Source organism: Inquilinus limosus DSM 16000 (genome assembly GCF_000423185.1).
Classification (GTDB): Bacteria; Pseudomonadota; Alphaproteobacteria; order DSM-16000; family Inquilinaceae; genus Inquilinus; species Inquilinus limosus.
Genome location: NZ_AUHM01000005.1, coordinates 254,135 through 274,559 on the forward strand (window position 1 = coordinate 254,135; position 20,425 = coordinate 274,559).

Sequence of the window (20,425 nt, forward strand, 5' to 3'; positions counted from 1 at the left end):
GTCGGGAGTTCCTGAAAGAGGCCGGAGCGAACGCGGATGGGCCGGTGCTGCCCCCTCACCCGAAATCGCTGCGCGATTTCGACCTCGCCCCTGGGGAGAGGTAAAGGAGAGCGGCGTTCATATTCCCCTCTCCTCGGGGAGAGGGAGGGGCCCGGCCCGTCAGGGCCGGGAGGGTGAGGGGGAGGGCGGTGCCCTCCTCCCGGCATCCCGTCAGCCGGCGTAGAGCGGGAAGCGGCGGGCGATGGTGTCGCCGGTGAAGTTGGCGATCCAGCCTTCCGGGTTCTCGAACAGGCGGATGGCGGTGAAGCGCGGCGCCGGGCCCATGTCGAACCAGTGGGTGGTGCCGGCGGGCACGCTGATCAGGTCGTCCTTGGTGCACACCACCTTGAACACCCGGCCGGCCTTGCGCAGGTAGAAGGCGCCGGAGCCTTCGACGAAGAACCGGACCTCGTCCTCGCTGTGGGTGTGCTCGTCCAGGAACTTCTCGCGGAAGGCCTCGCGCTGCGGGTGGTCCGGCTGCATCCGCACCACGTCGACCGACTTGTAGCCGCATTCCGCCTTCAGCCGGTCGATCTCCGGCTTGTAGGCCGCGATCACGGCGTCCTGGTCGGCGTCGACCGCCAACGGCGCGCTCGCCTCCCAGCGCTCGAACCGCACGCCGATGGCGTTCAGCTCGCGCGCGATCTCGGCGCCGTCCTCGGTGTCCACCAGCAGCGCCGCGGGGTTGGCCTCGTCATAGACATAGAGCCGGGTCATGGCTGCAGCCTCCGTCGCTCGAATTCGAATCCCAGCAGGACTTCCAGCGCCTCGAGATGGCGCCGCGCCTCGGCCGGCGTGCGGCCCCAGGCGTAGAGCCCGTGCCCGGCCAGGAGATAGCCCGGCACCGCCGGGGCGTCGCCCAGCCGTGCCAGCACCTGCGGGCCCAGCACCGCCATGTCCTGCGAGTTGGCGAAGACCGGGATGTCGAGCGCGACCTCGTGCGTCTTCACGCCCGCCAGCGCCTTCTGCAGCTCGAAGCCCTGGATCCGCACCTCGCCCTTCGAGGCGTCGACCAGCGACAGCAGCGTCGCCGCCGGGCTGTGGACATGGAAGATCGCGCCGATCTCCGGGAACGCCCGGTACAGATCGACATGCAGCGGCGCCTCGGCCGAGGCGCGCGGATGCGCCGGGTCGTCCAGCGACAGGGTGATGATGTCGTCGCGGGTCAGCCGAGCCTTGTCGGTGCCGGTGGCTGTGATGGCGATGCTGCCGGCGTCGATCCGGGCGGAGAAGTTGCCGCTGGTGGCCGGCACCCAGCCGCGCGCACCGGCGAAGGCGGCGCCGTCCAGCACGGCCTGGATCGCCGCCTCCTGCTCCGCCGGCTTCTGCGGCAGGCGGGCGACGGGCGAGACGGGAAGGATGTCGGGTGTCGGGGCCATGATCGATCCGGGCGACGCAGTGTCCTGCATTTTGCGGATGCGGCGTGAGGAATTTGGGATAAATTCAACCCAGCCGTACGCGCTCTCGACCTTATATGCGCAACAATCGATGTCAATTTGAATTTGTATAACATAATGTCGAGTTGAATGCCGGCCGTTTTGAACCGGACGGAGAGCTCGGGCCGTTGACCTTCCATCTGCTGGAAGCCCCATCTCGCTGGGACAGAGCGAAGGGAGCAGCCCATGGCCCATGCGCATCACGACCATCCGGCGCACCATCACCGGCCCGCGCACGGTGCCGCGGCCGCCGCGCCGCCCGGCACCATCTACACCTGTCCGATGCACCCGCAGATCCGGCAGGAAGGCCCGGGCACCTGCCCGATCTGCGGCATGGCGCTGGAGCCGGAGCGGGCGACGGCGGAGGCTGGTCCGAATCCGGAGCTGGCGGACATGCAGCGCCGGTTCTGGATCGGCCTCGTCCTCACTATCCCGATCGTCGTCCTGGAGATGGGCGACCACTGGCTCGGGCTCGGCATCGCCCATGCGATCGGCGCGCGGACCGCAGTGTGGGTCCAGCTGGTCCTGGCCACGCCGGTGGTGCTCTGGGCCGGCTGGCCGTTCTTCGTCCGCGGCTGGCAGTCGGTGGTCCGGCACAGCCTGAACATGTTCACGCTGATTGCGCTCGGCACCGGCGTCGCCTGGCTCTACAGCCTGGTCGCGGCCCTCGCCCCCGGCCTGTTTCCGGCGGGCTTCCGCGGCATGGGCGGCGCCGTCGCCGTCTATTTCGAGCCCGCGGCGGTGATCACCGTGCTGGTGCTGCTGGGCCAGGTGCTGGAGCTGCGGGCGCGCGAGCGCACCGGCGGCGCGATCCGGGCCCTGCTCGACCTCGCGCCCAAGCTGGGGCGGCGGGTGCGCGACGACGGACCGGACGAGGAGATCCCGCTCGAGCATGTCCATATCGGCGACCGGCTGCGGGTTCGGCCGGGCGGCAAGGTGCCGGTCGACGGCACGGTCGACGAGGGCCGCAGCGCGGTCGATGAAAGCATGATCACCGGCGAGCCGATCCCGGTCGAGAAGGCGCCGGGCGACGCCGTGATCGGCGGCACCATCAACGGCACCGGCGGCTTCATCATGCGGGCCGAGCGGGTGGGCAACGAGACGGTGCTGGCCCGCATCGTCGAGATGGTCGGCCAGGCCCAGCGCAGCCGGGCGCCGATCCAGCGCCTGGCGGACAAGGTCTCCGCCTGGTTCGTGCCGGCCGTGGTGGTGATCGCCGTGCTGGCCTTCATCGCCTGGGCGATGTGGGGGCCGTCGCCGGCGCTCGCCTTCGCGCTCGTCGCCGCGGTCTCGGTCGTGATCATCGCCTGCCCCTGCGCCCTCGGCCTCGCCACGCCGATGTCGATCATGGTCGGGGTCGGCCGCGGCGCCCGGCTCGGCGTGCTGATCAAGGATGCCGAGGCGCTGGAGCGGTTCGAGACGGTCGACACGCTGGTGGTGGACAAGACCGGCACCCTGACCGAGGGCAAGCCGCGCCTGGTCCGGGTTGTCCCGGCGCCGGGGCAGGACGAGGGCGAGCTGCTGCGCCTGGCCGCCGGGCTCGAGCGCGGCAGCGAGCATCCGCTGGCCGCCGCGATCCTGGCCGGTGCAGCCGAGCACGGTCTGGAGCCGGCGGCGGTCGCGGACTTCCGCTCGCTGACCGGCAAGGGCGTCGTCGGGCGATCGGAAGGGCGGGAGGTCGCGCTCGGCAACGCGGCCCTGCTGCAGGAGCTGGGCGTCGATGCCGGCGCGATGGCGGAGGAGGCCGAGGCGCTGCGGCGGGACGGTGCCACCGTCATGCATCTGGTGCGGGACCGTGACGTCGCCGGCCTGGTTGCGGTGGCCGACCCGGTCAAGGAGACGACGCCCGGCGCCATCGCGGCGCTGCGCCAGGCCGGGCTGCGCGTCGTCATGCTGACCGGCGACAACAGGACCACGGCCGCGGCGGTGGCCGGGCGGCTGGGCATCGACGAAGTCGAGGCCGAGGTGCTGCCCGAGGACAAGGGCGCGATCGTCCGCCGCCTGAAGGGCGAGGGCCGGGTGGTGGCCATGGCCGGCGACGGGGTGAACGACGCCCCGGCCCTGGCCGAGGCGGATGTCGGCATCGCCATGGGCACCGGCACCGACGTGGCGATCCAGAGCGCGCATGTGACCCTGGTGAAGGGCGACCTCGCCGCCATCGCGCGGGCCCGGGCGCTCAGCGCCGCGACCATGCGCAACATCCGCCAGAACCTGTTCTTCGCCTTCGTCTACAACGCGGTCGGCGTGCCGGTGGCGGCCGGGGTGCTGTACCCGGCGCTCGGCCTGCTGCTGAGCCCGGAGATCGCGGCCGCGGCCATGGCGCTCAGCTCCGTCTCGGTGATCGCCAATGCGCTGCGGCTGCGGGCCGTGCGTCTCGATGCCGAAGGGCCGGACGCCGCGCCGCAGCGAGCAGGGTAGCGGTCAGCCCCACCGTGCCCAGCCCTGCCAGCCACCAGATGTGCCAGATGGCGCCGAAACCCGTCGTGGTGGCGCAGACGCCGCAGAGGAAGCCGGCCGGGCTGGTCCGCGGTACCTCCCCGGGCCGGGGGCGCAACCCGTCGTGGCGCGGGCTGCCGGCCCGGTCCAGGATGCTGACGGCGAGCTGGGCCACGAGGCAGCCGCCGCCGCACAGGGCGACCGCCGTGCCGGCGGCGGCCGCCATCATCCAGGGATGCCATGCCGCGATGTCGTAGCTCTGCAGCCGCGGCAGCATGCCGAGCAGCCCGGCCGCGGCGAGCGGCACGAAGGTGAGGAGAAGGCCGGCCAGGGTGAGCCAGAAGGCGGCCCGGCCCCAGCCGTCGTCGAGCGGGATGCCGAAGATCCTGGGGAGCCAGGCGAGATAGCCGGCGACGGCGCCGAACAGGACCGCGCCGGCCAGGGCGTGGAACTGGGCCACCGCGGCCAGGCTGGCCCGCACCCCGGCATCGGCGGGCAGCGCCGCCAGCAGCAGCCCGGCCATGATGCCGAGCGCGAGGGTCGCCATGGCGCCGAGCGCCCACAGCAGCGGCGCAGCCGGCCGGACGCGGCCGCCCAGGATCGTGGCCAGCCAGTGATACAGCATCGCGCCGATCGCCACGGCAACGACGGCATCGGCGACGCCGGAGACGCCGTCCGGTCCCGACCCCGTCCACAGGGCGAGCAGGCGTTCCAGCCAGATGGCGAGGCCGGCGGCGGCGATGGCGATCACGGCCGCCACCAGGGCGCGTCGTCCGGACAGCGGCCGGCCGCAGGCGGCGGCGGTCACCTCCGAGACGACGCCCAGGACGGGCAGGATCAGGATGTGGAGCTGCGGATAGGCCCAGGCCTGGACCAGTGTCGTGAACGCTGCGGCGCTGCCGCCGGCCTCCGGCGCGAAGAAGCGGAAGCCGAGGGTGCGGTCCAGCGTCAGCAGCGCCAGCGCGGTCAGCAGGGCCGGCACCGCCGCCACGATCAGCAGCCCCGTCGCCAACGCGGCCCAGCCGAAGACCGGCAGCGGCCGGCGCGGGCCCGGCGCCGGCCGCTTCAGGATCGTCGCGACCAAGTTGAACCCGGCCAGCAGCATTCCGATGCCGGCGATCTGGACCGCCCAGAGGTCGTAGTCGACCCCGACCTCCGGGGCGTATTTCGGCTCGCTGAGCGGCGGCGCCGGCACCCAGCCGGTGGCCGCGAAGCCGCCGATCACCAGCGAGATGTTCACCAGCGTCGCGCCGGCGACGGCGAGCCAGAAGCCGATGGCGTGCAGGGTGGGGAAGGCGACGCCGCGCAGCCCGAGCCGCAGCGGCATGGCATAGGTCATCAGCCCGATGAGGAAGGGCATGGCGGCGAAGACCACCATGATCGTGCCATGCGCCGAGAACACCTGGTTGTAGTGTTCCGGCGGCAGGTATCCGGGCGCCTGGAACGCCACCGCCTGCTGCGACCGCATCATCAGCGCGTCGGCGAAGCCGCGGGCCAGCATCACCACCGCCAGCAGCACATACATCACGCCGATCCGCCGGTGGTCGAGGCTGGTCACCCAGCCGCGCCAGAGATACGGCCAACGCCCGGCCAGGACGATCCAGCCCAGGAGACCGGTGATCGCCAATGCGACGACGGCCGAAGCCGCCATCGCGGTCGGCTGGTCGATCGGGATGGCGTCCCAGCTCAGCTTCCCGAACACCTCGGCCTCCCGGCGGTTCGGAGGGGGCGGCCGCCGCGACGCCGGCCGCCGCCGGGCCGGGTCAGGCCGCCTTCTTGTTCAGGCTGCGCTCCGCCAGCCGGCTGAGCAACTGGTCGGTCTCCTTCTCCTCCTTCAGGGTCTGGTCCAGCAGCTCCGCCGCGTCCTTCTTGCCCAGCTGCTTGGCCCAGGCCTTCAGCGTGCCGTAGCGGGTGATCTCGTAGTGCTCGACCGCCTGGGCGGCCGACAGCAGGCCGGCGTCGAGCGCCTGGGTGCCCTTGAACTCGTCCATGATGTCGGTCGCCTCGGCGATGATCCCTTGGATCGCTTCGCAGGGCTTGGCCTGGGGCCGCTTGCCGAAGATCTCGAACACCTGCTCCAGCCGCTGCACCTGGCCGTCGGTCTGCTCGCGATGCTTCTCGAAGGCCTGGGCCAGCTCGTCCGTCTGCGTGGACTTCGCCATCTTGGTCAGGGCGCGGAGGATCTGCTTCTCCGCGTGGTAGATGTCCTTCAGCGTGTCGAGGAAGAGATCGTCCAGCGTCTTTTCCTTGGTCGCCATAGTCTCACCTCCGGGTTGCATACCCCGGGGCAACAGGGTCTCCGCCTCCGCTGTTCCGCTTCGTTGGTGCGATCGCGGCGGGACAGCACCTCCGTCCAAGACCTCCCCCGCAATCCTTCGCTAGCGTCGCCCCGGGCACATCGCGTCCGGACAGCTCGACATGGAAACCGATACCGCGGGGTTGTGGCAGCCTTTGGCGGCGCTGACGCTGGCGTCGCTGGCGGTCATGGGCACGCCCGGCCCGTCGACGATCAGCCTGACAGCGGTCGGCGCGTCCTTCGGCGTCCGCCGTTCGCTCGCCTACGCCGCCGGGCTGATCGCCGGCACGGTCGCGGTGCTGCTGGCGGTGGCGGCCGGGGTGGTGGCGCTGGTGACGTCGGTGCCCTACGGCGCCTTCGCGCTCGGCCTCCTGTCCGCCGCCTACATCCTGTACCTGGCGTTTCGGATCGCCACGGCCCCGCCGCTCGACCGCCGGTCGGATGCCGCGGCCGCTCCGGGCTTTCTCGGGGGCTTCCTGCTCGCCATCGCCAATCCGAAGGCCTATGTCGCCATCGCCGCGGTGTTCGCCGGCACCACCGTTTTCGCCGCGGCCCCGGGCCTGGACGCCGCGGTCAAGACGGCGCTGCTCAGCGGGATGATCGTGCTGATCCATCTCTGCTGGCTGCTGGCCGGGGCGTTTCTGTCTCGCCTGCTGCGCGACCCGGTCAGTTCACGGCTGATCAACCTGGCTCTGGCCGTGGTCCTCCTGGCCGTGACGGCGATGACCTTCACCGGCTGACGCTGCCGGCTGCAGCACCGGAATCGGCCTTCCGGCGGAACGCAAGCGATCGCCGCGCCATTCGCAGAATGAACGATTCTGCTTCAGGGAGGCCGATATGGGCCGCGGCATTCTTCTCTGGCTTCTCGGGATCCCGATCCCGGTGATCATCCTGATCCTGCTGCTGTTCGACTGAGGGAGGGTGAGATGGTCGACTTCACTCCCGAACCGCGCACCGTCGTTCCAGCGGCGGAGGCGGCATCGTCCGGCGTCTCCTGGGGCGCCGTCATCGCCGGCGCCGCGGTGGCCACCGCGGTGACCCTGGCGCTCATGGTCCTGGGGACCGGCTTCGGCCTGTCCATCGTCTCGCCCTGGCCCGGCTCCGGCGTCAGCGCCGGCACCTATGCCGTGACCACGGCGATCGGACTGATCGTCATCCAGTGGGTGGCCTCCGCCTTCGGCGGCTACATCACCGGGCGGCTCAGGACGCGCTGGGTGAACCTCCACACCGACGAGGTCGCCTTCCGCGACACCGCGCATGGCTTCCTCACCTGGTGCGTCTCCACCCTGTTCGTCGCCGTGGTGCTGGGCTTCGTCGGCTACGGCGCCGCGTCCACCGGCGTCCAGGCCACCGCGACCGTCGCGTCCGGGGCGGCGCAGGGGGCGGCCGCCTCCGCCCCGGCGGCAGCGCCGGCCGACCCGACCGGCTATGCCGTCGACCTGCTGTTCCGGCCCGCGCCCGACGCCCCGCCGCCGGCGGCCGGTGCCGGCGATCCGCGGCCGGAGGTGACCCGGATCCTGGCCAACGCCGCCGCGACCGGCAGCCTGCCGCCGGCCGACCGGAGCTACCTGGCCCAGCTGGCGGCGCAGCGCACCGGCCTCAGCCAGGCCGATGCCGAGAAGCGCGTCGACGAGATGATGGCGCAGGTCGACGCCGCCGCGGCCAAGGCGCGCGAGGCGGCCGACGCCGCCCGCAAGGCCGGGCTGTCGGCCGCCTTCGCCGCCTTCCTGTCGCTGCTGATCGGCGCCTTCATCGCCGCGGTCAGCGCCTCGCTGGGCGGCCATCTGCGCGACGACCGCCTGCGCTCGTTCGATCGGGTCGAGCAGCTTCCCGGCTAGCGCCGCGGATCCAGCAGGTCGCGCAGCCCGTCGCCGAACAGGTTGAAGCCCAGCACCGAGAAGGTGATGGCGAGGCCCGGGAACAACGACAGGTAGAGATTGACGCCGAGGAAGTTGCGGCCGTCGCTCATCATCGCGCCCCATTCCGGCGTCGGCGGCTGCGCGCCGAGGCCGAGGAAGCTGAGGCTGGCCGCGGTCAGCACCACGGTGCCCGCGGTCAGCGTCGCCTGCACGATGATCGGACCCAGCGCGTTGCGCAGAATGTGCCGGAACAGGATGCGCCACAGCCCGGCGCCCAGCGCCCGCGCGGCCTCGGTGTACTCCACCTGCTTCAGCGCCAGCGCCAGGTTGCGCGACAGCCGGCCATAGACCGGGATCGAGAAGATGGCGATCGCGATCATCAGGTTGACCAGGCCGGTGCCGAGAATGCTGACGATCAGGATCGCCAGCACCACGCCCGGGAAGGCGAACAGGATGTCCATCAGCCAGATCACGACCTGGTCGACCCTGCCCCCGGAATAGCCGGCCAGGAGGCCGAGCGGGATGCCGACCGCCAGCGCGATGCCGACGCCGAGCGTGATCTCCAGCAGCGACAGCCGGGCGCCGTAGAGGATGCGGGAATAGAGGTCGCGGCCGTACTGGTCGGTGCCGAAGAAATGCTCGGCCGAAGGCGGCCGCAGCGCCGCGGCCAGCGACTGCTGCGTCGGGTCGTGGGTGGCCAGCAGCGGTGCCAGAAGGCCAGCCAGCACCAGCAGCAGCACCATGGCGCCGCCGATCGTCAGGTTCTTGTGCCGGCGCAGGATGCGACCCAGGCGCTTCGCCCTTGATGGAGCGGCCGGAAGGTCGTCGCTGTCGGCGAGGCTGGTCATGTCTGGCCTTCCTAGTCGAAGCGGATGCGGGGGTTGATCGCGGCGATCAGCAGATCGGCCAGGAAGTTGACCACCACCACCGACACCACGGTCAGCAGCGTCACGCCCTGGATGATCGGATAGTCGCGATAGCGAACGGCGTCGACCAGCAGGCGGCCGATGCCGGGCCAGTTGAACACGGATTCGGTGACCACGGCGCCGCCCAGGAGGCCGCCGAAATTCAGCCCGACGATGGTGACGATGGGGATCAGCGCGTTGCGCAGCGCGTGCTTGCGGTAGATCATCCGGGGGCCGAGGCCCTTGGCCCGCGCGGTGCGGATGTAGTCCTGGCCGATCACCTCCAGCATGCTCGACCGGGTCATGCGCGCGATCAGCGCCGCCGGCAGCAGGCCGAGGGCGATCGACGGCATGACGTAGTTCTGCCAGCCGCCGGCGCCCAGCAGCGGCAGCCATTTCAGCTGCACCGCCAGCAGGTTCATCATCATCAGCGCCAGCCAGAAATTGGCGATGGAGGCACCGCCGATCGCCGCGATCATCACCGCCTGGTCCGGCCAGGCGTTGCGGTAGACCGCGGCCAGCATCCCGGCGGCGACACCGATCAGGATGGCGGCGGCGTAGCTGACCACGGCGAGAGAGAGGGTGTAGGGGAAGCGCTCCGCCACCTCCTCGATCACCGGTTTCTTCGACTTGATCGACTCGCCGAAATCGCCCTGAACGGCGCGGCTCAGGAACAGCCCGTACTGCACCAGGAAGGGCTGGTCGAGGCCGAGCCGGGCGCGCATGCCGTCGACCGCGTCCTCGGTCGCCTGCGGCCCGGCCATGATCCGCGCCGGGTCACCCGGCAGCAGGCGCACGGCGCCGAAGATCAGGAAGGACACGCCGAGCAGGATCAGCGGCAGAGCGATCAGCTTGCGGGTGAGATAGGCCTTCATCCTGCAGCTGATCCGCAAGCCAAGGAAGTCCCCCCTCCCCTCGCGGGAGGGGGGTAGGGGGAGGGGGTTCTCAACGCTGGCGCAGGCGTCGCTTGGTGGCGAGAGAAGGAAACGACGCGCGACCGGATCGGCGTCGGCTCGAGCGGCGGCAACCCCCTCCCCCTAACCCCCTCCCGCGAGGGGAGGGGGGACTCGAATGGAGCGAAGGGAGGAGTGAGGCGCATCAGCTCAACCCTTCGTCGCCCGTTCCGGCATCACCTCGCCGCCGGGCATCAGCCAGGCGCCCTTGACCTCGGCGCGGGCGGCGGCGAGGTCGTTCGGGTAGTACAGCAGCACATGCACCGCATCCTGGACGATGATGCGCTGCGCCTTGGCGTAGAGCGACTTGCGCTCCGTCTCGTCGGTCGACGACCCGGCCTTGTTCAGGATCTCGTCCAGCTCCGCGTTGCTGTAGAAGCCGAGATTGGCGCTCTTCGGCGACCAGCTGTCGGTGTGGTACAGCGGCTTCAGCTGCAGGTCGGCGTCGAAGGTGCCGGTGGACCACGACGCGATGACGGCGTGCACGCCCTGGGCGGCCTTCTGCTCCGGCGTGCCGAAGGCGGCGGCGGTCCAGACTCCGCTCTCCATCTTCTGGATGTTCAGCGTGATGCCGGCCTGGGCCCACATGCCCTGCAGGATCTCAGCGATCGCCGCCTCCGGCTCCTGCACCGCGACATTGATGGTGATGTCGTCGGCATGGCCGGCCTCGGCCAGCAGCGACTTGGCCTTGCCGAGGTCCAGGCCGTAGCCCTCGACTGTCGGATCGTAGCCGAACACGGCGGGCGACAGCGGCGAGGTCGCCGGCTTGCCGAAGCCGTAGAGGAGGTTGCTGACGAGGCCGTCCCGGTCCGTCGCATAGTTCAGCGCCTGGCGGACGCGGACGTCGTCCAGGGGCGCCAGCTTGCAGTTCAGCGCCACCCAGAACACCGCGGTCGGGTTGCCCTCCATCAGCACCAGCTCGGGGTTCGCCTTGATCGGCGCGGCGAAGACCGGCGGCAGCGGCGCCACGACATCGGCGTCGCCGGTCTGCACCGCCATGTTCATGACCGCCGCTTCCTGGGTCCAGATCCATTTCAGCGACTTGGTGGGCGCCTTCTCGCCCCAGTAGTCGGGATTGGCCTCCGACAGCACGTATTCGCCCGATTTGTATTCGACGAGCTTGTACGGCCCGGTGCCGACCGCGGCCCGGCCCAGCGCGCCGGCCTTCTCGGCCTTCGGGCTGACGATGGCGGCGGCGTTGCCGGCCATCAGCTTCAGGAAGGCGGGGTAGGGGCGCTTCAGGGTGAAGCGCAGCGTCTGCGCGTCCAGCGCCTTCACCTCGGCCAGCACGTTGCGGATCCGGCCGGAGGCGGCGAGACCGCGCTTCTCGTCCAGGTGCCGGGCGAAGCTGGCGATCACCGCGTCGGCGTCGCAGGGCTCGCCGTCGTGGAACTTGACGCCCTGGCGCAGGGTGAAGGTCCAGACCGTGCCGGTCGCGTCGCCTTCCCACTTCGTCGCCAGAACCGGCACCAGCTCCATCTTCTCGTTGTAGCCGGTCAGGCCCTCATACATCGGCTCCAGCACCGCGGCGGTGTAGGTCGCGGTGTGGTCCGCCGGGTCCATGCTGCGCGGCGCCTCGGTCTGCATGATCACGATCTGCGAGGTATCGGCGGCGAAGGCGCCGCGGCCGCGCAGCAGGGCTGCGAGCCCCAGGGACCCGCCCAGGGCCAGCGCGCCGCGCCGGTCAATCACAAGGGTCATGTCCGTCTCCCATTGGTTGGAATCGGTCCGGGTATCCGCCGATTTTGTTTGATTGATGAAGCCTATGGCTTGATTAAATTCAATTTCTAAACTAACTGTCAAGTCGCATGGCCAACCCAACGAAACGCTCCCTGCTCGAAGCCGTCGCCGACCACGGGCCGCTCAGCCGGTCCGAGCTCGCGGTGCTGACCGGGCTCAGCAAGGCGGCGATCACCGGGCTGAGCCGCGAGCTGATAGAGGATGGCGCGCTGGAGGAGAGCGAGGTCGCCTCGGCGCCGTCGCGCCAGGGACGGCCGTCGATCCTGCTGCGGCTGAACCCGACTCACGGCTATTTCATCGGCGCCTCGATCGTGGAGGAGCCGGTGACGATGGTGCTGACCGACCTGCAGGGCGCGGTGCTGGGCCAGCGCACCGCGCCGTGGTCGAACGACCCGCAGCGGATCGCCGACACCATCCGCGATGCGGCGCCGCGCCTCCTCGGCGAGGCGGGCGTCCCGGCCGACCGGCTGCGCGGCATCGGCGTCGCCCTGTCAGGCCTCGTCAACAACGACCAGGACCGCTGCCTGCACTCCGCCAATCTCGGCTGGTTCGACCTGCCGGTGGCGGCGATGGTGCAGCAGGCGACCGGCGTGCCGGCCTTTCTGGAGAACGATGCCAACGCCGTCGCCACCGGCGAACGGCTCTACGGCCAGGCGCGCGACTATCGCACCTTCACCACCGTTACCTTCGGCGACAGCATCGGCTGCGCCCATTACGTCGACGGCGCCCTCTATCGCGGCCATGGCGGCGGCGCCGGCGAGATCGCGCATTGCACGATCGAGCCCGGCGGGCTGCCCTGCCGCTGCGGCAAGCGCGGCTGCCTCGACACCGTGGCGCCGGGCCAGGCGATCCTGGGCCAGGCGCGGGCGCGCGGCCTCCCGGCCTCGACCACGGCGGAGGTCGAGGCGCTGGCGGCGCAGGGCGACATCGAGGCGATCGCCATCCTGCACCGGGCCGGCGGCGCGCTGGGCCTGGCCATCGCCCATGTGATCCAGGTCAACGACCCGGAATTCGTGCTGATCGTCGATGTCGAAGGCACGATGGGGCCGCTGTTCCGCACCGTCACGCGGCAGGCGATCGAGGCCAATGTCCTGCCGCGCCTCGCCGCCTCCACCACCATCCGCTTCCACCACGCTACCCGCGCTTTGTGGGCCCGCGGCGCCGCCAGCATCGCCGCCCACCGCTTCCTGACCCGCGCCGAAGAAGGCTGAAGACATGGCATCCCTCCCGCGCATCGCCGTCGGCGGCATCCACACCGAATGCAGCACCTACAGCCCGGTCCTGGCGACCGAGGCGGATTTCCGCGTGCTGCGTGGCGACGCCCTCCTCGCCGATCCGTCCTTCACCCTGCTGCGCGACTACGACGCCGTCTTCCTGCCGACCCTGCACGCCCGCGCCATCCCCGGCGGCCCGGTCGCCCGCGCCACCTACGAGGCGTTCAAGGCCGAGTTCCTGCAGCGGCTGAAGGCGCTGGGGCCGGTCGACGGCCTCTACCTCGCGATGCACGGCGCGATGTTCGTCGAGGGCATGGAGGACGCGGAGGGCGACTGGATCACCGCCGCCCGCGCGGTGGTGGGGCCGGACTGCCCGATCGCCGCCAGCTACGACCTGCACGGCAATGTCAGCCAGCGCATCATCGATGCGCTCGACATGTTCTCGACCTATCGCACCGCGCCGCATATCGACGTGGAGGAGACCAAGCGCCGCGCCTGCACCATGCTGATGCGCCGCCTGACCAAAGGCGTGAAGCCGCTGCTGATGTGGGTCCCGGTGCCGGTGCTGTGGCCGGGCGAGCGCACCAGCACCGTCGACGAGCCGGCGAAGTCGCTCTACGCGCGGTTGCCGGCGGTCGACGCGGTCGACGGCATCCTCGATGCCTCGATGATGGTCGGCTATGTCTGGGCCGACGAGCCGCGGGCGACCGCCGCGGTCATCATCACCGGCACCGACCCGGCGGCGATGGAGCGCGAGGGCACGCGCCTGGCCCAGGCCTATTGGGACGCGCGCGACGACTTCGTCTTCGGCAGCCGCACCGGCACGGTGGAGGAATGCGTCGGCTGGGCCGTCGCCTCGCCGACCCGGCCGGTGATCCTGGCCGATTCCGGCGACAACCCGACCGGCGGCGGCGTCGGCGACCGGGCCGACCTGCTGCGGGCGCTGCTGGCGCGGGACGCGCAGGACGTGCTGATCGCCGGCATCGCCGACCGCCCGGCGACCGAGGCCTGCTTCGCCGCCGGCACCGGCGTCCGGCTGCGCCTCGGCATCGGCGCGACGCTGGACACCAAGGGCAGCGTGCCGGTCGAGGCGGAGGCCGAGGTGCTGTTCCTCGATGCCGGTGACAATCCCGCCGACCGCCAGGCCCTGGTCCGCATCGGCGGCATCCGCGTGGTGCTGACGGCGCGGCGCCGGCCGTTCCACACCATCGCCGACTTCACCCGGCTGGGCGTGCATCCGGCCGAGGTGGCGATCCTGGTGGTCAAGTCCGGCTACCTGTCGCCGGAGCTGGCGCCGATCGCCAACCCGAACCTGATGGCGCTGTCGCCCGGCGTGGTCGACCAGGACGTCGAGCACCTGCCGCGCCACCGCACCCGCCGCCCCACCTTCCCCTTCGACCGCGATTTCGACTGGTGGCCGCAACCCGTCTGGTCTGCCCGGTCGCTCGAGGCCCTCGGCCGATGACGCTTTCGCCGATGGCGCGGTCGATGCCGGCTCGCTCCTATTGCCTCTCCCGCCAAGCGGGAGAGGTCGGACGTCCGTCAGAACGTCCGGGTGAGGGCTGGCACCGGCCTCGACGAAATCCCCTCACCCGGTCTCGCTTGGCGAGCCCGACCTCTCCCGCGAGCGGGAGAGGCAATGCAAGATCGTCGTCCCGCGAGGGACTCCCAGCGCAGCGTGAGACTTCCCGATGACCGCCACCCCCCTGATCGAGATCTGCGTCGAAGGCCTGGACGGGTTCCTGGCGGCCCAGGAGGGCGGGGCCGACCGGGTCGAGCTCTGCGCCAGCCTGGTCGAGGGCGGGCTGACCCCCAGCATCGGCACCATCCTCGAGGTGAAGGCCCGCGCCCGCATCCCGTTCCACGTCATCATCCGGCCGCGCGGCGGCGATTTCCTGTACAGCGACACCGAATTCGCCAGCATGCTGGCCGATGTGAAGGCGCTACGGGAGCTCGGCGTGCCCGGCATCGTCATCGGCTGCCTGACCCCGGACGGCCGGATCGACGAGGACCGGACGTCGCAGCTGGTGCGCGAGGCCCGGCCGATGAAGGTCACCTGCCACCGCGCCTTCGACATGACCCGCGACCCGGAGGAGGCGCTGGAGGCGCTGATCCGCTGCGGCGTCGACCGGGTGCTGACCTCCGGCCAGCGGCCGAACGCGATGGCGGGCCTCGCGATCCTGAAGCGGGCGGTGGAGCAGGCCGGCGACCGCATCGTGATCATGGGCTGCGGCGACCTGGACGAGGGCAACGTCGCCGAGGTGCGGCGTGCCACCGGTCTTCAGGAGCTGCATTTCGCGGCGCTGCGGCAGGAGCCGAGCGGCATGGTCTTCCGCAACCCCGAGATCGGCATGGGCGGGACGGAGCTGGAGCGCGAATACACCAACACCGTGACCGATCCGGAGCGGGTGCGCGCCACCATCCGCGCCGCGCACGCCGCCTGATGGCGGCGGCCGGGCCAGAGGCCGACACCATCCTGTCGGTCAAGGAACTGCGGACCTGGTTCGACACCGAGGACGGGCCGATCCGCTCGGTAGACGGCGTCACCTTCCACATCCGCCGCGGCGAGACCCTGGCGCTGGTCGGCGAATCCGGCTCGGGCAAGAGCGTCACCAGCCTGTCGCTGATGCGGCTGATCCCGACCCCACCCGGCCGCATCGCCGGCGGCGAGATGCTGTTCACCGGCCGCGGCAGCCGGCCGCGTGATCTGGCGAAGCTGCCGGAGACGGAGATGCGCCGCATCCGCGGCAACGAGATCGCCATGGTGTTCCAGGAGCCGATGACCAGCCTCAACCCGGTCTATCCGGTCGGCGACCAGATCGCCGAGGCGGTGATGCTGCACCAGGGCCTGGGCCGGCGCGAGGCGATGGACACCGCGGCGAAGGTGCTGGAGCTGGTCGGTATCCCGGCGGCGCGCCGGCGCCTCAAGGATTATCCGCACCAGATGTCGGGCGGCATGCGGCAGCGGGTGATGATCGCCATGGCGCTGTGCTGCCGCCCGGCCCTCCTGATCGCGGACGAGCCGACGACCGCGCTGGATGTCACCATCCAGGCCCAGATCCTGGACCTGATGCGCCGGCTGCAGGCCGAGATCGGCATGTCGATCCTGTTCATCACCCACAATCTCGGCGTGGTGGCCGAGATGGCCGACCGCGTCGCCGTCATGTATGGCGGACGGGTGGTGGAGGAGGGCGGAGTGGTCGAGATCTTCAAGTCGCCGCGCCACCCCTACACCATCGGCCTCCTGAACAGCGTGCCGCGCACCGACTACGCGGCGCTGGACCGCGGTGAGCAGCCCCGGCTGGAGGCGATCCCCGGCAACGTGCCGAGCCCGCGCAAGCTGCCGCCCGGCTGCGCCTTCGCGCCGCGGTGCCGCTTCGCCGTCGAGGCCTGCAATGCGGCCGTGCCGCCGCTGGCCGACACCGGCGGCGGGCACATGTCGCGCTGCCTGCGCTGGAGCGAGCTGGCATGAGCATGGTGATGGAAGGCAAAGCAAGGATGGTCGCCAATTCCAACACCGTCATGGCGAGGAGCGTAGCGACGTGGCCATCCAGGGGCCGGTGCGAGCCGCCCTGGATGGCCACGCCCCTGCGGGGCTCGCCATGACGACGGTGGGAACGGTCGAAGACCGGGCCGGTCCCGCGGACCGCCGCAGCACCATCGCCCTGCCGGCCCAGGGGGAGACCCTGCTCGAGGTCGAGGGTCTCCGCACCTGGTTCCCGGTCGGCGGCGGGCTGTTCGGGAAGAAGGGGCAGCATGTCCGCGCGGTCGAGGACGTGTCCTTCTCACTGAAGCGGGGCGAGGTGGTCGGCCTCGTCGGCGAATCCGGCTCCGGCAAGACCACGGTCGGCCGGTCTGTGCTGCGCCTGACCGAGCCCACGGCCGGGTCGGTGCGCTTCGCCGGCACCGACATCCTCACGCTCTCCCGCGCGGCCTTCCAGGCCTATCGGCGCGAGATGCAGATCGTCTTCCAGGACCCCTATGCCAGCCTGAACCCGCGCATGACGGTGGGCGATATCGTCGGCGAGGCGCTGGCGATCCACGGCCTGGCGCGAGGCCGGCAGCGGCCGGATCGGATCGCCGAACTGCTGCGCCGGGTCGGTCTGCGGCCGGACGCGATCACCCGCTATCCGCATGAATTCTCCGGCGGCCAGCGCCAGCGCATCGGCATCGCCCGGGCCCTGGCGGTGGAGCCCAGCTTCATCGTGGCGGACGAGCCGGTCTCGGCCCTCGATGTGTCGATCCAGGCGCAGGTGGTGAACCTGATCCAGGACCTGCAGCGCGACCTGGGCCTGACCATGCTGTTCATCGCCCACGACCTGTCGGTGGTGGAGTATCTCTGCGACCGCGTGATCGTGATGTATCTCGGCCGGATCATGGAGTCCGCGCCGGCCCGCTCGCTCTACACTGCGCCGCGCCACCCCTACACTCGTGCGCTGCTCTCGGCCGCACCGGTGCCGGACCCGACGGTGCGGCGCGAGCGTATCCTGCTGCAGGGCGATATCCCCAGCCCGATCAGTCCGCCCAGCGGCTGCGTCTTCCGCACCCGCTGCCCGCACGCTCTGCCGGACTGCGCCACGGCGGTGCCGCCGCTGCGTGAGGTCGCGCCGGACCACGCGAAGGCCTGCATCCGGGACGACCTGTAGTGTCTCCGGCCGCACCGATTGAACACGGCCCGCGCTGGACTAGATTCGCCTGACGAAGCGGCGAAAGGGCGGTCCATGAACCGCAACACGGCGGAGCGCTGGGGGCGGATCAGCATCGCCCTGCACTGGACGATCGCGGGGCTGATCCTCCTGGTCCAGATCCCGGCCGGCCTGACGATGAACCGGGTCGAGCCGGGCCTGGTGCAGAACATCCTCTACGATACGCACAAGATGACCGGGCTGACCGTGTTCGCGCTGGCGGTCGTCCGGCTGATCTGGCGCTGGGCCAATCCGGTGCCCGAACTGCCGGCGGACCTGCCGCGCTGGCAGGCGGTCACGGCGCGCACGACGCACGCGCTTCTTTACCTGCTGATCTTCGCGATGCCGATCAGCGGCTTCCTCTACACGGCCATGGGCGGGTTCCCGGTGCCGCTGTTCTATCTGGTCGACCTCGCGGACTTCGTGCCGGAGAACAAGCCGGCCGCCGAGGTCGCCAAGGCCGTGCACTTGTCCCTCAAATGGGTCCTGCTCGCGGTCGTCGTGCTGCATGTCGCGGGCGCGCTGCAGCATCATCTGGTGCGCCGCGACGGCATTCTCCGGCGCATGCTGTCGTCGAAGGCGCGCCTGCCCGATGCCGGGCGTCAGGCGGGGTGACCGGACCGATCCGGGATCGCCAGAAGATCCATATGCCCGACCAGGCATTGCCCGTCTGAGGCCCGGGCCTGCCGGAACGCCAGCCAGTCCTCGATAGCGGCGGTCGCGATGCCGCCGATCTCGGTCGCCGCCTGGGCGGTCCCGGAGAGCAGGGCGGCGACGAGCTCTCCGTCTCCCGGGCCGAGGCGCCATGGGCTCGGCGCTACGCGGACCGTGAACCCCCGGGAGCGCAGGGCGGCTGCCACAGCCTTCGCCCCGTCCGGGCCGAGCGCCGGGCCGAAGCCCTTGTCCGTCCGCTGATGCGCGTTGAAGGCGGCGGTCACCGCCCGGTCGGCGGGATGCGGCGGATCGAACGACAGGCCGCCATCATAGGAGAGCCCAGCATAGAGTGGGCATCGATGGTCCTTCAGCGTGTCCGCGAAACGCTCGATCCAGGCCGCGGACACCAGGTCCAGCAGAGCCGACGCCGTGACCAGCGAGGCGCCCTCGATCGGGGGATCCTCGCGGGCCAGGTCGCAGAGGGCAGTCTCGGCGGCAGCGCCGGTTCTCCGCCCGGCCTCGCGCAGCAGCGCCGCATCGTGATCGACCAGCCGCCACCCGACGGCGGGAGCCAGGCGGGGCTGCAGCGCCCGGGCGGTCGACCCGGTGCCGCAGGCGAGGTCAACGATCAGCCCTCCGGCCTCGACCAGGGATACGGCGGCGTCCCGCAAGGCGGGATCCCGCGCGGCGTGGTCCGCGGGCTCCCGCAGGTCGAGCCAAGCGATCGGGAAGGCGGCCAATGCGCGGCACCGGTCTCGCCGGTCAGCCCCCGCTCTGGCTCCACGGGCCGTGATGCTGGCCCTCGGCGTCGATGCGGCCGAAGCCGTGGGCGCCGAAGAAGTCGCGTTGACCCTGGGTCAGGTCGGCGGTCGAGCGCGGCTGACGCAGCGCCAGCCAGCGCGAGGTCGCGGCCGACAGGGCGGGCACCGCATGGCCGTGGCGGAAGGCCTCGGCCACCACCTCCGGCAGCGCTCCGGCGGCGCCCTCGAACAGCGGCGTCAGCCCGGGGGCCAGCACCAGCGTCTCGATGTCCGGTGTCTGGTCATAGGCCGAGGCGATGCGGTCCAGCAGGGTCGAGCGGATGATGCAGCCGGCGCGCCAGATCCGGGCCACCTCGGCCAGCGGCAGGTTCCAGCCGTATTCGCGCGAGGCCGCGGCCATGATGGCGAAGCCCTCGGTATAGGCCAGGATCTTGCCGGCCAGCAGCGCCTTCTCCAGCAGGTCGATCGCCGCCTCCCGGCTGCCGCCCAGCTGCAGCGGCTGCGCCGCGCCCGGGAAGCGCTGTGACAGCATCTGGCGCAGCTTGCGCTCGGCCGAGACGCCGCGCGCCTCCACCGCGGCGGTGATCGAGGAGGCGGGGGCGCCGAGCGCCAGCGCCTCGATCGCCGACCAGCGGCCGGTGCCCTTCTGCCCGGCGCTGTCGACGATGACGTCGACCAGCGGCTTGCCGGTCGTCGGGTCGATGGTCTTCAGCACCGTGGCGGTGATGTCGACGAGATAGGAGGACAGCGGACCCTTGGACCAGCGCTCGAACACGTCGCCGATCGCCGCCGGCTCCAGCCCGAGGCCGCGGCGCAGCAGGCCGTAGACCTCGCCGATCATCTGCATGTCGGCATATTCGATGCCGTTGTGGATGGTCTTGACGAAGTGGCCGGCGCCGTCGGTGCCCAGCAGGGCGCAGCACGGCGTGTCCTGGAACTTGGCGGCGATCGCCCGGAAGATCGTCTCGACCCGGCCGTACACCTCCGGCTTGCCGCCGACCATGATCGACGGGCCGTGGCGCGCGCCCTCCTCGCCGCCGGAAACGCCGACGCCGAGATAGGCGAGCCCCGCCTGGTCCAGCGCGCTCTCGCGCCGCACCGTGTCGTGGAAATTGGCGTTGCCGGCGTCGATCAGCGCGTCGCCCTTCTCCAGCAGCGGCTGCAGCCGGGCGACGGTCTCGTCGACGGCGGCGCCGGCCTGCACCATCAGCAGGATGGCCCGCGGCTTCCGCACCGCCGCCACCAGCTCCTCCGGCGTGCGGCAGGGCACGAGGCGCTCGGCCAGCGGCCCGGCCAGCGCCATCGCCTCGTCGGTCCGCTCGGCGCTGCGGTTGTAGAGCGCGACCTTGAACCCCTTCTCCGCCATGTTGAAGGCGAGGTTCCGGCCCATGACGGCCAAGCCGACGACTGCGATATCCGCGTCGCTCATCTGATGCCTCTTTCTGTC

The 20,425-nt window shown here is 71.2% G+C and carries 18 protein-coding genes; 9 read left to right on the forward strand and 9 right to left on the reverse strand.

All coding sequences use genetic code 11. The annotated features are described in order from the left end of the window. Positions 1-210 precede the first annotated feature (210 nt). The gene (locus tag G537_RS0108535) at positions 211-756 is read right to left on the reverse strand and encodes a 1,2-dihydroxy-3-keto-5-methylthiopentene dioxygenase (protein WP_026869763.1); all 546 of its coding nucleotides are present in this window, start codon (positions 754-756) and stop codon (positions 211-213) included. Further along, a complete protein-coding gene (locus G537_RS37025; protein WP_081688689.1) occupies positions 753-1,418 on the reverse strand; it encodes a methylthioribulose 1-phosphate dehydratase in 666 nt (221 codons plus the stop codon). The genes G537_RS0108535 and G537_RS37025 overlap by 4 nt, the downstream gene beginning before the upstream one ends. Positions 1,419-1,661: 243 nt before the next feature. On the opposite strand from G537_RS37025, the gene G537_RS37030 reads away from it, so the two are divergent. Beyond that, complete coding sequence (locus G537_RS37030; RefSeq protein WP_081688690.1) at positions 1,662-3,893, forward strand: copper-transporting P-type ATPase; 2,232 nt, start codon at positions 1,662-1,664, stop codon at positions 3,891-3,893. Here the strand turns inward: G537_RS37030 and G537_RS37035 are convergent. Beyond that, on the reverse strand, positions 3,799-5,613 hold the full coding sequence (locus G537_RS37035) for a cbb3-type cytochrome c oxidase subunit I (RefSeq protein ID WP_051248196.1): 1,815 nt from the start codon (positions 5,611-5,613) through the stop codon (positions 3,799-3,801). The two genes, G537_RS37030 and G537_RS37035, sit on opposite strands and share 95 nt — an antisense overlap. Before the next feature lie 61 nt (positions 5,614-5,674). Continuing rightward, positions 5,675-6,169 (reverse strand): YciE/YciF ferroxidase family protein, encoded by a 495-nt coding sequence (locus G537_RS0108560; protein ID WP_051248199.1) that lies wholly within the window; start codon positions 6,167-6,169, stop codon positions 5,675-5,677. Between the two features lie 160 nt (positions 6,170-6,329). Here G537_RS0108560 and G537_RS0108565 point away from each other — a divergent pair, with 160 nt between their 5' ends. Together G537_RS0108565 and G537_RS37040 are read left to right on the forward strand one after the other, a co-directional pair. Then, positions 6,330-6,947 (forward strand): LysE family translocator, encoded by a 618-nt coding sequence (locus G537_RS0108565; protein ID WP_026869765.1) that lies wholly within the window; start codon positions 6,330-6,332, stop codon positions 6,945-6,947. Positions 6,948-7,133: 186 nt separating this feature from the next. Beyond that, positions 7,134-8,045 (forward strand): hypothetical protein, encoded by a 912-nt coding sequence (locus G537_RS37040; protein ID WP_051248201.1) that lies wholly within the window; start codon positions 7,134-7,136, stop codon positions 8,043-8,045. Here G537_RS37040 and G537_RS0108575 read toward each other — a convergent pair. The 3 genes from G537_RS0108575 to G537_RS0108585 all read right to left on the reverse strand — a co-directional run bounded on the left by G537_RS0108575 (position 8,042) and on the right by G537_RS0108585 (position 11,625). Further along, the gene (locus G537_RS0108575; protein WP_026869766.1) at positions 8,042-8,914 is read right to left on the reverse strand and encodes an ABC transporter permease; all 873 of its coding nucleotides are present in this window, start codon (positions 8,912-8,914) and stop codon (positions 8,042-8,044) included. The genes G537_RS37040 and G537_RS0108575 overlap by 4 nt on opposite strands. Before the next feature lie 11 nt (positions 8,915-8,925). Next, positions 8,926-9,846 carry an ABC transporter permease gene (locus G537_RS0108580; RefSeq protein WP_026869767.1) on the reverse strand — a complete coding sequence of 307 codons (921 nt, stop codon included), beginning with the start codon at positions 9,844-9,846 and terminating at the stop codon, positions 8,926-8,928. A 228-nt stretch (positions 9,847-10,074) separates the two neighbouring features. Further along, the gene (locus G537_RS0108585; protein ID WP_026869768.1) at positions 10,075-11,625 is read right to left on the reverse strand and encodes an ABC transporter substrate-binding protein; all 1,551 of its coding nucleotides are present in this window, start codon (positions 11,623-11,625) and stop codon (positions 10,075-10,077) included. A 107-nt stretch (positions 11,626-11,732) separates the two neighbouring features. Between G537_RS0108585 and G537_RS0108590 the strand changes: the two genes are divergently transcribed. The 6 genes from G537_RS0108590 to G537_RS0108615 all read left to right on the forward strand — a co-directional run bounded on the left by G537_RS0108590 (position 11,733) and on the right by G537_RS0108615 (position 18,178). Then, positions 11,733-12,875: an ROK family transcriptional regulator gene (locus G537_RS0108590; protein ID WP_026869769.1), complete on the forward strand. Its 1,143-nt coding sequence runs from the start codon at positions 11,733-11,735 to the stop codon at positions 12,873-12,875. A 4-nt stretch (positions 12,876-12,879) separates the two neighbouring features. Beyond that, on the forward strand, positions 12,880-14,343 hold the full coding sequence (locus G537_RS0108595) for a M81 family metallopeptidase (RefSeq protein ID WP_026869770.1): 1,464 nt from the start codon (positions 12,880-12,882) through the stop codon (positions 14,341-14,343). 226 nt (positions 14,344-14,569) lie between these two features. After that, entirely contained in the window at positions 14,570-15,322 is a 753-nt protein-coding gene (locus G537_RS0108600) for a copper homeostasis protein CutC (protein WP_026869771.1), read from the forward strand. Beyond that, positions 15,322-16,350, forward strand: a complete 1,029-nt coding sequence (locus tag G537_RS0108605; protein ID WP_034851026.1) for an ABC transporter ATP-binding protein — start codon at positions 15,322-15,324, stop codon at positions 16,348-16,350. Before G537_RS0108600 ends, G537_RS0108605 begins: the two co-directional genes overlap by 1 nt. A gap of 130 nt (positions 16,351-16,480) precedes the next feature. Next, on the forward strand, positions 16,481-17,524 hold the full coding sequence (locus tag G537_RS0108610) for an ABC transporter ATP-binding protein (protein WP_026869772.1): 1,044 nt from the start codon (positions 16,481-16,483) through the stop codon (positions 17,522-17,524). 75 nt (positions 17,525-17,599) lie between these two features. Continuing rightward, positions 17,600-18,178 (forward strand): cytochrome b, encoded by a 579-nt coding sequence (locus G537_RS0108615; RefSeq protein ID WP_026869773.1) that lies wholly within the window; start codon positions 17,600-17,602, stop codon positions 18,176-18,178. On the opposite strand, the gene G537_RS0108620 is transcribed toward G537_RS0108615, so the two are convergent. Together G537_RS0108620 and gndA are read right to left on the reverse strand one after the other, a co-directional pair. Continuing rightward, positions 18,166-18,888, reverse strand: a complete 723-nt coding sequence (locus tag G537_RS0108620; protein ID WP_211230331.1) for a class I SAM-dependent methyltransferase — start codon at positions 18,886-18,888, stop codon at positions 18,166-18,168. The genes G537_RS0108615 and G537_RS0108620 overlap by 13 nt on opposite strands. Positions 18,889-18,979: 91 nt before the next feature. Then, positions 18,980-20,407, reverse strand: a complete 1,428-nt coding sequence (gndA, locus tag G537_RS0108625; RefSeq protein ID WP_026869775.1) for an NADP-dependent phosphogluconate dehydrogenase — start codon at positions 20,405-20,407, stop codon at positions 18,980-18,982. Between the last annotated feature and the right edge of the window lie 18 nt (positions 20,408-20,425).